This window comes from Paenibacillus sp. NRS-1782, assembly GCF_050467685.1.
GTDB lineage: Bacteria > Bacillota > Bacilli > Paenibacillales > Paenibacillaceae > Paenibacillus > Paenibacillus terrae_A.
Map to the genome: position 1 here is coordinate 113498 of NZ_JBITPH010000040.1, position 13556 is coordinate 127053.

At 49.1% G+C, this 13556-nt stretch carries 9 protein-coding genes and 1 pseudogene; 7 read left to right on the forward strand and 3 right to left on the reverse strand.

The features are described from left to right. Positions 1–189: 189 nt before the first annotated feature. Complete coding sequence (locus ACIFQM_RS15260; protein ID WP_430040420.1) at positions 190–1881, reverse strand: ABC transporter substrate-binding protein; 1692 nt, start codon at positions 1879–1881, stop codon at positions 190–192. A 280-nt stretch (positions 1882–2161) separates the two neighbouring features. On the opposite strand from ACIFQM_RS15260, the gene ACIFQM_RS15265 reads away from it, so the two are divergent. The 5 genes and pseudogenes from ACIFQM_RS15265 to ACIFQM_RS15285 all read left to right on the forward strand — a co-directional run bounded on the left by ACIFQM_RS15265 (position 2162) and on the right by ACIFQM_RS15285 (position 7929). Further along, positions 2162–3250, forward strand: coding sequence for a LacI family DNA-binding transcriptional regulator (locus tag ACIFQM_RS15265; protein WP_430040418.1), 1089 nt, complete (start codon positions 2162–2164; stop codon positions 3248–3250). Between the two features lie 193 nt (positions 3251–3443). Next, positions 3444–5996 (forward strand): beta-mannosidase, encoded by a 2553-nt coding sequence (locus ACIFQM_RS15270; protein ID WP_430040416.1) that lies wholly within the window; start codon positions 3444–3446, stop codon positions 5994–5996. A 75-nt stretch (positions 5997–6071) separates the two neighbouring features. Then, a pseudogene (locus ACIFQM_RS15275) lies at positions 6072–6722 on the forward strand (TIM barrel protein); the annotation flags it as partial. A 192-nt stretch (positions 6723–6914) separates the two neighbouring features. After that, a complete protein-coding gene (locus ACIFQM_RS15280) occupies positions 6915–7655 on the forward strand; it encodes a DUF1361 domain-containing protein (protein ID WP_430040414.1) in 741 nt (246 codons plus the stop codon). 76 nt (positions 7656–7731) lie between these two features. Further along, positions 7732–7929, forward strand: coding sequence for a YwbE family protein (locus tag ACIFQM_RS15285; protein WP_430040412.1), 198 nt, complete (start codon positions 7732–7734; stop codon positions 7927–7929). A gap of 109 nt (positions 7930–8038) precedes the next feature. Here ACIFQM_RS15285 and ACIFQM_RS15290 read toward each other — a convergent pair whose 3' ends face one another. After that, positions 8039–8245 (reverse strand): hypothetical protein, encoded by a 207-nt coding sequence (locus ACIFQM_RS15290; protein WP_430040410.1) that lies wholly within the window; start codon positions 8243–8245, stop codon positions 8039–8041. A gap of 24 nt (positions 8246–8269) precedes the next feature. Further along, positions 8270–9589 (reverse strand): MFS transporter, encoded by a 1320-nt coding sequence (locus ACIFQM_RS15295; protein ID WP_430040408.1) that lies wholly within the window; start codon positions 9587–9589, stop codon positions 8270–8272. A gap of 187 nt (positions 9590–9776) precedes the next feature. Between ACIFQM_RS15295 and ACIFQM_RS15300 the strand changes: the two genes are divergently transcribed. Both ACIFQM_RS15300 and helD read left to right on the forward strand, forming a co-directional pair. Next, the gene (locus ACIFQM_RS15300) at positions 9777–10808 is read left to right on the forward strand and encodes an FUSC family protein (RefSeq protein WP_430040406.1); all 1032 of its coding nucleotides are present in this window, start codon (positions 9777–9779) and stop codon (positions 10806–10808) included. A 307-nt stretch (positions 10809–11115) separates the two neighbouring features. Further along, positions 11116–13494 (forward strand): RNA polymerase recycling motor HelD, encoded by a 2379-nt coding sequence (gene helD, locus ACIFQM_RS15305; protein WP_430065771.1) that lies wholly within the window; start codon positions 11116–11118, stop codon positions 13492–13494. The last annotated feature ends 62 nt before the right edge of the window (positions 13495–13556 follow it).

The following is a 13556-nucleotide window of genomic DNA, read 5'->3' on the forward strand; positions in this document are numbered from 1 at the left end:
AAAAGGGCTGAACAGCATTAGGCTGTCAGCCCTGTAATCTTTCATTCATATAAGCCAAACTCGAACTATAAGCTGACTTGAAAAAATAAGCATCAAAACGGAGTAGGCGGAATGGTGCTGTACAAGCGAAGCACCATCCGACTGCGTAGTGGCACAGTAAGTAACTTTTAAGTTCAGCTTATTTGATCGTTATTTTTCCGCGTTCCACAGCTTCAGCCGATTTTGGATCAGTCCGGTGTAGGTTTCTTCAGCCTTCGGCACACCTGCCTGATCCAGCTCTTGGAGCATACGGTCATAGACAGCATCAAATTGGTCGGGCTTGGCGAGTACAGCTTCGGGAATCCGTTTGCGCACAATGTCCTGCGACTTCTGATAAATGACATTGTAGTTCGTATTGGTCGGAACGGGCATGTTGTAGGCGGCGCCCCATTCTTTCACTGGAAAATCCTTTTCGTTCGGGAACAGGTCCTTCCACGTTCGAGCATTGTAGGCTTGCAGGGATTTTTTTTCGGCCCGGCTGTAATTTTCGGTAATCATCTCTGGATAGTTCGTCGTATAGTAGTTGCCGGAAGGGTCCTTGATGCCGTCACCGTAATGCGGCCCCCATATCCAGTATAAACCGATGCCCGACTCTCTCATAAAAGCGGAATTATCGGTGTTTTTACGTTGCTGCACATCGGCCGGAATAACCCGTTTGCCATTCTCTACATTGTAATGCTGGCCTTCGATTCCCCAGTTGCGCAAAATTTGTCCTTCGTCGGAGGCCAGAAAATCCAGAAATTTGATGGCACGCACGGGATTTTTGCACGAGGTCGTAATTCCGATCCCGTATGCAGCATCAAAGCCAAGCGGCTGGAGGGAATGATCCTCGTATTTCTCGCTTAACGTAACCGGGAAATGAGCGTAGGTAAATTCATCCTTGCCCGACGCTTTGAGCGCGTTTTCGGCATCCTGATAGTTCCACTCCTGATCAATGAGTCCAATCACACGACCTGCGGCGATTTTGGACTTGTATTGATCGCTTTTTTGCACAAAAGTATCCTTATCCAGCAGTCCTTCGTTGTACATGTGATTCAGCCAGCGAAAATATTCCCGTTCCTCCGGGCGTTTGTAGTGGAGAATGGCTTTATGCGTCTTGGGGTCGATATAATATTCTCCATCATCCGGGCCGCCTGTAGCGGTAACTGCCGGATTTGTTACGGTAATTTGAATTTTCCAATCTTCGGCATCCAGGGAGAGGGGAATGGTGGGCTGGCCGTTAGTGGTGGGATATTTGGCGACATAGTCCTTGAGTGCTTTTTCAAAATCCTGAACCGTACGAATTTTCGGATAGCCGAGCTTCTCCAGCGCCTGATGCTGGATTTCGAACCCGGCTTGTGCGTCAAATGCGATGTGATCTACACCTAAATTTGTCGGAATGGTATAGATGGCAGGGTCGTCATTGCTATATTTAATACGGTTAAAATAGTCTCCGTACACTTTCTTGATATTGGGGCCGTATTTATCAATCAGGTCGGTTAAGTCAATGAGTGCCCCGGCATCGACCAGCTTACCGACATCGCTTTTGGGATAGACTAGGTCAGGATACTCTCCGCTGGCAGCCATCAAAGCAAACTTTTCCTCACTCCGGCCATTGACGGCATGTTCTCCGTTCAGTGTCACGCCCGTTTTTTTGATAATTTCCTGTCCAATTGCATCCTTCATGTTATTCCAGTTCGAGCTGGCGTCACCACCAAAGAAAGTAAGTGTAACAGGACTGGTATCATCGGGATTTTCATTTTCTGCTGTACCGCCTGTTCCGTTTGCGCAGCCCGTCGTGACGAGCAGCAACAAAGCCAGGAGCAGGATGGAGCCTTGTCGTACCGACCTGATCTTGAACATCTGCAAAATCCCCCTTTATAAGTATGATTTACATAATGTAAGTGCTTTCAATGGTAAATTGTAGGGAATACCGAACCTTCCGTCAAGTCATTTATGTTGAATTGTTATGTGTTTGTTTTTTTATTATGCAAACATATTTTGGTGGATGGTGTGGATTTGTGCTAATCTATCGTTTGATGATCTGAAACAAAGTGTGCTACGATGATACCAGTTTATGGGTACACCCTTGTATTGGAAAGTCAGAGGCAAAAAAAGATTCCGAATAGGGTTGGGTGAGAAGATGCGTGGAAAAGTAACGTTGCAGGAAATTGCGGATGCGGCTGGTGTTTCAAAGTTCGCTGTTTCACGTGCATTGTCCGGCAAGCCCGGAGTAAGTGAGGAAACGAGGGCAGTGTTGGTCAAGCTGGCTGCCCAGATGGGCTATTTTCGCAATCATCCAAAGACAACGGGGGTGGAACCTCGGGACACGGATGCCGGGGAATGGTCGGGAACTGTGTTGGTGTTATTTCCAAATATACGTCACCAAAATAGAGAATCCAGGTATTGGGGTCCTGTGTTTGAAGGCATTTCTGAGCGCTTGAATGGAAAGGGATTGAACATGCTGACGTTAACGGAGCCTTCAACAGAGGATATGTTTACTTTGCTGAATCCAGAAGCGATCAGGGGCATTATCACAGTGGGGTCGATTTCTACTTCTATATTGCTGAATATTTATCGGATGAGCATTCCGGTCGTCATGGTGGACCATTGGGATACTGCGTTTCTAAGCGATACGGTGTTTACAGATAACCGTACATGTATGTCTGAACTCATGAGAAATGTGCTGTCCAAGGGCTATACCCGTTTTCAATTTGTCGGAAATGTCGACGATGCTCACAGTTTCTATGAACGTTGGGAAGCTTTTCGCTCCACACTGGAGCTTGGAGGAATAGACTTAAAGCAAAACGGAGCGTTGCTCCACATGGGAGCGCAGAAGCTTGCCGAGGAATTGGACAAGCTGTCCGAGGATGAATTGCCGGAGATGTTTGTAAGTGTGAATGATGTGACTGCCGGGCAGGTGGTGGATGCGCTCAAACGAAAGGGAGTTGATGTCCCAAGGCGCTGTGGAGTGACTGGTTTTGACGATACGAGCGAGCAGATGCCGATTTATGCTACGGTGAGAGTGGATAAGGAGCTACTGGGAATGCGTGCGGTGGATCAATTGCTATGGCGTATAACCAACCCGGATTCGCCCGTCGAGAAAAAGCTGCTGCACGCGGAGCTAGTCGTACGGGAGGGGTATGCGCCGCGGCTCAGTCAGGGAAATGATGCTCATGAACACCCGATTAGTACAATCAAATATAGTCGATATCCAGATGTAAATGATTGAGCTCTGTACATGGGGAAGATAAAAAAGTCGCTTTTAGCCTTTTTTGGGAGAGAGCGACTTTTCTTTGTTGTTTTGCAATTTGTTTTTTTTGAAAAACAACGATTTGATCAATTTGTTAGCTTGATGTTATTTTTGTTATGTTTATAGAGGAGTCAAGATGTTCCCAATCATCCTTACAGGGAGGCTTGCGAAGATGTTCAATGTGACAGGGTTGGATAACTGGAGGTTTAGGGTAGCGCAAGGTGATGAGTGGCTTAGCGCGAAGGTACCGGGATGTGTGCATACGGACCTTTTACGACATGGCAAAATTCCTGATCCTTTTGTCGGAACGAACGAGGAGAAGGTACAATGGATTGACAAACAGGACTGGATATACGAAGCCCATTTTGAAATGAGTGTGGAACAGCTTCAGTGCCCGTGTATAGAACTGGTGCTGGAGGGCTTGGACACGTATGCGGAGGTAAAAGTGAATGGCCACCCCGTTTTGACGGCCAACAATATGTTTCGGATGTGGAGGCGGGATGTGAAGGCATGGGTTCAACAGGGAGAGAATCGGTTGGAAATCGCGTTCCGTTCTCCAATAGCTGAGGATGTGCCCAAGCTGGAACAACTAGGTTACGCTCTTCCTGCGCCGAATGATCAGTCCGAAGCGGGTGGTTTGGCGGACAAAAAGGTAAGCGTTTTCGCGCGTAAGGCTCCTTACCATTACGGTTGGGATTGGGGGCCGAGGCTGGTGACGAGTGGCATTTGGAGAGAGGTGCGCGTGGAGGCATGGTCCGGCCTGATCGTAAGGGACTTGTTTATCCGGCAGGATGAAATAAGTGCAGAGGGAGCCAGACTCACGGCTGTGGCAGAGATTGAGAATGCGGGTGAGATCAGAGAATCCGATCTGCGTATTTCCGCTGACGGCAGGGAGTGGTCGAAGCCTGTTCGTTTGCTGAAGGGAAGGCAAACGGTGGATCTGGAATTGTATATGGAGCAGCCAAAGCTGTGGTGGTGCCGGGGGCTTGGAGAGCCGCATCTATATACGTTTGCAGCCGAGCTTGTGGAGCGGGATGAAGGAGCTGTAATCGCGGAAAAAACGGTGAAGACGGGCTTGCGTTCGATTCGTCTTGTGCGTGAACGGGATGTGGCGGGAGAGAGTTTTTATTTTGAACTGAACGGGGTTCCAGTGTTTGCGAAGGGAGCCAACCATATTCCGAATGACAGCTTTGCCCCTGAAGTGACACGGGAAAGGTATCGGCATGAGATTGCCAGCGCTGCCGCCTCTCATATGAACATGTTGCGGGTCTGGGGCGGCGGTATTTATGAGGAAGACGTATTTTACGAGCTTTGCGATGAATACGGTTTATTGATATGGCAGGATTTTATGTTCGCGTGCAGTATGTACCCGGGGGATCAAGCTTTTTTGGACAATGTGGCTAAGGAAGCGGAGGACAACATCAAGCGTCTGCGCAATCATCCATGTATCGCGTTATGGTGCGGCAATAATGAGATTGATTCGGCTTGGGCGCATTATGAGGAGAAGGGAGGCTGGGGCTGGAAAAAGAATTATACGCCAGCGCAGCGAGAGCGCTTGTGGTCTGATTATGAGACGCTCTTTCACCGGATTTTACCGGAAGTGGTACACAGCTGGTCCCCGCAGACGGCATATTGGCCCTCGTCTCCACTGATTGGCCTGTCTGGAAACCGAAATCAGCATGCTCATCCGTCCTCGACGGCTGGGGATGTTCATTACTGGGGCGTGTGGCACGCATCTGAGCCTTTTGAGCATTACCATGTGCATGTGGGGCGCTTTATGAGTGAATATGGCTTTCAGTCCTTTCCCGAATACAGGTCCGTGCGCGCTTATGCGGAAGAAAACGATCTGGAGCTGGAATCTACGGTAATGCTGGCGCATCAAAAGAACGGGGCGGGCAATCGCCTGATTAAAGAATATATGGAACGGTACATGCGGGAGCCGAAGGATTTTAAAGCTTTTCTTCCCATGAGTCAGATTTTACAGGCGGAAGCGATGAAAATGGCCATCGAGGCGCATCGACGTCGCAAGCCTTACTGCATGGGCACATTGTATTGGCAAATGAATGATTGCTGGCTCGTTGCCTCCTGGTCGAGCATGGACTATTTTGGTCGCTGGAAGGCGCTGCAATATACGGCTAAGCGCAGCTTTGCCGATGTGCTGCTGAGCGTGGCAGATACGGAGCAGGATCATAAGGAGCTGCATATTGTCAACGATACGCTAAAAACTGTTCAAGGCACGCTGCGGCTGACGCTTTTGCATATCCGGGGTAGTAAGGCCATCCGTGAAGAGGACATTCAGGTAGAGCAGCAAGCTAATGCAGCGGGGCCGGTACATATACTGCCTGCCGACAAATGGCTGAATGGCCTGAACCCTGCTGAGCATATGCTGGTCGCACGTTTGATACAAAACGGTGAACCGGTGGCTTCCTGTGAAGTTTATTTTGCTGACACAAAAGAGATGGATTTGCCGCAGCCGAATATTGAAGTAACAGAGGTGCAGGGAAGCGGAGGAACCAGCTTTAACCTTCGCTCGGATGTACTGACGAGGCATGTATGGCTGTCAGCGGAGCGGGAAGGCATTTTTAGCGACAATCATCTGGATTTGGCTCCCGGTATTCCTAAAGCAGTGGGGTTTTTGGCTAGGGGCAGTGAGGGCTTGGCTTTTGAGGCAGCTTCTCCAGGCAAACTGACCGTACACTCGTTGGTAGATTGGGTACAGGGATAGAAAATAAACAGATCAGGTTTATCCGTGGCTGCAAAGGTATTTTGTCAGTGGCGTGATGCTTGGAGCGGTGAAAGGATGATGACGATGAAGGCGAAGGGGGAATACTCCTTTTCCATCTGTTGGAATATTAAAAAGCATACCGTTGGCATAGAGGTTGTGGAGGAAATCCGCGAGCTGGGCTTTGGCCGGGTGGAGCTGAACTATAACATTACCCGGGAAATGCTGACGACGATTGAGCGGGGAGAAATCGGAATATCGAGTGTGCATAATACGTTTCCATATACGCCTGACCCGGATTACGGTACGGATTCCGTTCTGCTCGGATTTGATGATGAGACGAAGCGAAAACGCGCGATAGAGCTGCTGGTACAATCCGCGGAGTATGCGTATCGTTATGGTGCAAAGGCGGTGGTTGTGCATCCCGGGGAGGTTCCGTTTCCTTACGATATCAGCGGCGAGCTGGAAGTGATTTACCGAGAGCAGGGCAGGGATTCGGCTGCTTATCAGGTGTTGTGGGCACAAATGCTGGAGCGGCGGAATACGCTGAGCGGGCATTATGTACAACGTATCCGCGACAGTCTGGAAGAGGTGTGTGACCGTATCACCTCCAAGGACTATGATGTAGCAATTGGTATGGAAACGCGTTCACGCTGCTATCAGATGCCTACCTTGCAGGAGGCCAAGACGATCATAGACGATTTGAAGGGCGCCCCTGTATATCTGTGGTAAGTTTGAGGTACGATGAGCACCTGTTCCGAGGATGAGGTCAGTCTCGGAGCAGGTGCTTTTTCCCGTTTTGATGCATGCTGAATGGAGCGCTTCCATTGAGCTTGAAGCGATTGTGGTGTACACTGTCCAGAACAGGTGTAAATTGGAACGTCAAAAGGCTGGACGGCTACAAAGGAGGATAAGACACACATGTATGCCCGTTTAAGATCATTAAATTATCCTGTAAAAGGGTATGTTTTTATCGTATTGGCTGTATGCTCGGTGATCAGCACTCTATGGATCATTAACGTGCAGCTGCCCTCGGGGGGACGCCCTTATCGTTTTATATGGTGGAATATGATGCTGGCCTGGATTCCCATGATTTTGACCTTGCTGCTGGACGTCGTTCATTGTTCCTGGAGAAGGGGAACGAGGACGTTATTGCTGTGGATAACGGGAGCGGTATGGCTCTTTTTTTATCCCAACACACCATATTTAATCACAGATTTGCTGCATGTATTCGCCCGATATCCATTTCTTGCGGAGCAGCGCTTCTGGGGAGAGCCGTATTTCTGGAATCATGTACTAGGGATGCTGTTGGTCGCTGTCCTTGGGTTGACGATGGGATTTGTATCACTTGAATCTGTACGGCAGCTGGTACGACGTGCACGCGGCGAGTTTATAAGCTGGTTGTTTGTGCTGGCGGTACTGCTGCTCAGCAGCTTGGGCATTTATATTGGCCGTTTCTTTCGGGGGAACACGTGGGATATTGTTTCTGCGCCTTCTCAGCTGTATGCGCAGGTGTCCTCCATATGGGCAGATACCCTACAGCGTACTCATTTTGTAGAGTTTAGCGGTATGGTATTTGCTATTTTGTTCATTAGCTATGTATCCACGATGTGCGTCGTTTGGATCGGCAATAGCCGTCGGGATGAATGGCGTAACTGGTGATTTCGATGCGACTGAGTAGCCGAGTAGCTCCATAAGATTGAATAGAGAGCTTGAATAGAGAGGAGGAATAGATTTCATGAACGGACAGAACCGATCAGATATTCGCGCAGGGCTCCAGGTGGATATTGTGCTTAAAAAAGATCAGCCTACCGGAAAGCTGACGCGAGGAACGGTGAAGGATATTTTGACCAATTCTCCGCGTCATCCGCATGGAATTAAAGTGCGTTTGGCAGACGGACAGGTTGGGCGAGTCAAGCATATCGTAGCTAATTAGAATAAAGCTGTAATGATAGTGGAGGGTGGTTACAGAATGCATGCTAAAGCATTTTGTAACCACCCTTTGATGTATCCTGAGATCCACAGTTTCCAAGGCTATATATACGTCATAGGGCGGCTGTCGAGATGCAGGGTTGCGGCATCCATGTGGCTGTCCAGTAGTCGTTCGAAAATGCGATCCCAAGTCTGCCGACATATAAAATAATGAATGCGTCTGCACGAACGCTCCATTTTCTCCATACTGCTTGACGTTCCACTTTAGGTTGGAAGCGATGGGTATCAATGCCCCGGCCCCAGATTTCGAGCTGACTCATTCCTTTATTGTGCCATGATTTTGTTTACGGGCTTGCCGGGTTTTGTAAAAGCTGACCCGCGGACGGGCGGTTTTCTCGGAACATCCAAAAGTAGACAAGGGAGGACAAAATATAAAACACACCTGTCATGCTGAATGTGATGGCATAGCCCCAGTAATTGCCGTAGGTCGTAACCAGATAGGCTTGTACAGGTCCCATCCCTGCGGTTCCTAGCATCCAGGTCGTCTGGAGAACCGAATTGGCAATCCCCCGGTTTTTATCCGATACACGTTCCACCAGAATGGCGGTTTGCAGCGGATTGGCGGCATTCATCAACGCTTGCCTGAACAGAAAGCTGATGGAAGCAATCCAGAGGACATTCGTGAAGCCGGTAATCAGAAGAAACGGGAGCGAGAGCAATTGAAAGCCAACGACAGCCTTGACCAGTCCGATTCGGCTGCCAAGCGTAGGCCCGATCAGCATAGAGAGGATCGTCATCAGCTGACCAAGAGCAATCAGCAAACTCATCGCACTGAGCGATACGGAAAAGCGGTTCGTAAAATACAAATTGAGATAAGGGATGACCAGACCTGAGCCCAACCCGAGAAAAAACTGGGCAAGGACAAATTGCCCGATGACTCGGGTATCCGAAGAAGCAGCAGCAGGTGGTACGGGTAAAGCGGGCGTGGATTTCGCCGTATTCGCTGATACCGGTTCAGGTGTCGATTTTGCAAGGGCCGCTTCTTCTTCAACATGAGTCGCTTTTGTCATGAACAATAATGGAATAAAAGCGGTCAATGTTGCCGTTCCTCCGAGGAACAGGGCAACCCGCAGACTGGAGAGCTGTGTGATTCCCCACGTTTGCAGCCCATCCGCAAGCACACCACCGCCAAAGCTCCCTATGACCTGTGCCGCGAGTACAAGAGCCGAGTAATAACTGAATATTTTCAAGCGCTGGGCTTTACTTATGCTTTCCGCCAAAAAGGGCACAGCCAGCACCTGAATAAAAGCGGCGAATACGCCCGAAACGACGGCGAAAACCAGCATACTGCCACTGGTATCCGTAAAGGTACGGATGAGAAAGGCGACACCGCTGAATAACGCTCCGATGACCAGCATGTGTTTGCGGTTCGTCCGATCCCCTAAAAAACCGACCGGAATAAACAGCAAGGCTGTAGCCAGCGCCTGCATGCTCACCACCCGGCCACTCATGTCATCCCCGAAGCCCAGCCCCTGGATATACAGGTTATACAGAACGGAAAACATCCCCGTACCCATCTGGTACAGCAGATTGGCGATAAAAAACAATTGGATATTACGCGGCCACTTTCGAGGCTCGTCTAACATTTTGCTAATCCATGGCACGATGCGGTCCTCCTGTGACGTTGATGCAGATCAGTAGATTGTATTGATATGTATTCTAGCAGGATCTGTGCATTTCATAAATATTCCTTGTCTCCGATTTTTTTGGGTAATAATAAAGCATGGACTTTGTCTTGAAATTTCATTATAGTAATTCGGTATGAATAAATTAGAAGGGTAACCAGGAGGGATGGCTTTGGCTTTTGGAGCACGGGTGTTAAAAACGGGAATCGCAGTGACGCTCGCCCTTTTTCTGAGCATGCTTTTGAACACCCATTCGCCTGTGGGGGCAGCGATAGCCGCTATTTTTGCCATGCAACCGTCAATATACAGGTCATGGCGTTATTTTCTGGATCAACTCCAAACAAGCACACTAGGTGCAATCATGGCGTTGGTGGGCGGAATGGTATTTTCAAATGAACCGATTGCGGTCGGATTGGTATGTGTACTGGTACTAATGATATGTCTGAAAATAAATATGGCTGATACGGTAGGACTAACACTGGTAACCGTTGTTTCTGTCATGGAAGCCTCGGATGACTGGAAATTTGCCGTGACCCGTTTTGTGCTTACTTTAATCGGGATTGTTTCTGCTTTTGTAATTAATATTACGGTGTTTCCTCCGAAACCGAAAAGACAGTTTATCAATCAGATTCAAAGTGTATTTAACACCATGTCCTTGCTGCTGCGCACCGCTATTTCCGATGAAATTAAGGAGTCTGTCTTTAAAGAGGAAAAAGGAAATCTGGAGGGAGCCATAAAATCGCTATCGGATAAATATCATTTGTTCGAGGAAGAGCAGAAGAAGCTCAAGCGCTCCCGGTTCAGTCAGACGAGACAGATGGTGGTATACAAGCAAATGCTCGGTAGTTTGCATAAAGGGTATGAGGTACTGGACGCGGTAGAAAGGCATTACTTCCAGTCTGTGCGACCGAAGGGAACGGATGCGTTTTTTGATAGTCATCTGGAACTGCTGATCCGGTTCCATGAACATGCGCTGCTGAAATTTGAAGATAAGCTGAAACCGAACGAGGAAGAAAGCGAAATGTTCCAGCAGGCGAACGGTGAGTTTATGAAGCAAGCGATTACCCGTTTTGACCACTGTCAGGAGGGAATGCTGAGACTCTCGATTGTGGCTGCTGCGATGTATGACTATGGTCATCAACTGGAGCGGTTGAGCAGACTGGCGGAACATATTCATCCTGTGGAAGAGAGCAAGTAGCGAATGTATGAAAAAGCAAAAAGCGGCCGTATTCATCTTATAGATGGACGACCGCTTTTACGTATATAAAGGCATAAAAAAAGCCCACTGGTTGCGAACAGGGGTTAAACTTGCTACAATAGAGAATGCTATGTTTATGATAAAACCGTGATTTTAAAGTCGTTATTAACACTTCTTATCACATTATAGCATGTTTCAAAGTGTAAGTCAATTTTCCCGGATCAGAGGGATGCCAGGGGTATACCCAGGTCCATAATAGAGCATAGTTTAGCCCTGCGGTGGAGCAGGAGGAAACGGAACAGGAGTGATGCCAGTGGCTACTGAGCAGCAATGGAACGAGGAACAACGGAGAGTAGAGGACGTGACTGCTGTCATTAGCGGGCGAATTCGGAGGCTTGAGACGGAGGTTGGCTCTGTACGCGGAGATGTCGTAGATATGCGTAAAGACTTTTGGGATGAGGTAACGATCAATTTCAGCGAGGCGGATGATGTGGGCGAGACCTCCACCAGCTTGCGTCAGCAATCCGAAATTTTGTCGGAAAGGGAGCGCAGGCACAAGCATTCCACTGAGGCGTTGGGCCGTTTGAAAAAGCTGCTGGAATCACCGTATTTTGCACGTATTGATTTCGCTGAGGAAGGGCAGCCCGCAGAGCGTGTTTATCTGGGGATCGCCTCCCTGCTGGATCATCAGGACGAGGAATTTCTGGTCTATGACTGGCGTGCGCCTATTTCCAATCTGTATTACGATCATATGCCGGGTCCCGCTTCCTATAAGTCTCCGGCAGGGGAAATGGAAGGAGAACTGACGCTCAAGCGCCAATTCTCGATCCGAGGTGGACAGATTCGTTTTATGTTCGATACAGGGGTAACGATTGGAGACGAGCTGCTCCAGGCGGTGCTGAGCCGCAGCTCGGATGCTCAGATGAAAAGTATCGTGGCAACCATCCAAAGGGAGCAGAATCGCATCATTCGTGATGATCGAAGCCGGATGCTTATCGTACAGGGGGCGGCAGGAAGCGGCAAAACATCTGCTGCGCTCCAGAGAGCAGCCTATTTGCTGTATAAGTACCGTGACCGCTTGCGCGCGGATCAGGTAGTGCTATTTTCGCCCAATCCGATGTTTAACAGTTATGTTTCAACGGTACTGCCTGAATTGGGTGAGGAAAACATGCTCCAGGCCACGCTTCAGGAGTATTTGGAGCGTCGGCTGGGCCGGGAGTTTCAATTGGAAGACCCTTTTGAGCAGCTGGAATATGTATTGTCCGCATCGTCACAGCCGGGGTATGAGGCCAGAATGGAAGGCATCCGTTTTAAGTCGTCCAAGACGTTTTTGCAAGCCATTACCGGATATAAGGCGTATTTAGAGCAGGAGGGTATGCGTTTTAAACCGATCCGGTTTCAAGGGCGCGAGGTGGTTCCATTGGAGGAAATGGTGCATAAGTTTTATGGATTTGATTCTTCGGTTCGGCTGGCGAATCGGCTGGAGCTGCTGAGGGACTGGATGCTCAAGGAGCTGGCCCGTTTTGGGAAAGAGGAATGCTCCGCTCCATGGGTGGACCAGCAGATGGACCTGATGGAGCCGGAGGATTACCAGCGTGCTTATAATCGCATGCGGCGTAAATCCAAGAATACAGGCCATACCTTTGACGATTTTACACGTGAACGGGAAATATTGGCGCGTATGGTGGTCAGTGACCGCTTGAAGCCCTTGCGTAAATGGATCAAAGCACTTCGCTTTGTGGATACGACCCGCTTATATAGCGAGTTGTTCCTGAATGAGACGCTACTAAGCCAGCTGGCCAATCACGCCGAGCTGCCAGATAGCTGGAGCGAAATCAGTCATCAAACCCTGGAACGGATGCAGGCTGGGGAGCTGGCGTATGAGGACGTGACACCATTTTTATATCTGCGTGAGCTGATGTTGGGCTTCCGTTCCAATAGCCATATCCGTCATGTGTTTATTGATGAAGCACAGGACTATTCACCGTTTCAACTGGCTTTTTTCAAGCGCTTGTTTCCGCAGGCTAAAATGACGGCACTGGGCGATTTTAATCAGGCGATCTACGCGCATGCTTCGGTGCTTCAGGATGCGGAACCTCTCTATGAGCTGTATGGAGCGGAACAGACTGAGATGATCTCTCTGACACGCAGCTACCGCTCGACTCAGGAAATTGTGGAGTTTACCCGGGAAATGGTGGCCGGAGGCGAGCATATTGTACCGTTTAACCGCAAGGGTGAGAAGCCACGTGTTACGGAGGTACGTTCGCGTGAAACGCTGCATCGTCTGATCGTCGGAAACATCACGGAATTGCTGGCAGAAGGCTATGAATCCGTGGCAGTGATCTGCAAAAATGCCGGAGAAAGTGCGGCAGCTTATGAAGCGCTTGAAGGAGAGTTGCCTGTGAAGCCAAGGCTGATCAAGAAGACAACCCCGGCTTTTGAAAAGGGAGTCCATATCATTCCGGCTTACCTGGCAAAAGGCGTGGAATTTGATGTGGTCCTGATCTATGATGGTTCAGCGGAGCAATATCAGCGTGAAAGTGAGCGCAAGCTGTTCTACACTGCCTGTACACGGGCTATGCATTTGCTGCACATCTATACGATAGGCGAAATTACACCGTTCGTGAGTTCGCAGGGATCGGATACGTATACCTATAAAGTGGAAGAAAGTGATCCAGTTCTGTAAGACTGGCATAATTGTAAGTATTCCAGTAACATAAGCAAAACAGGTCAGAAGCATAAACGGAG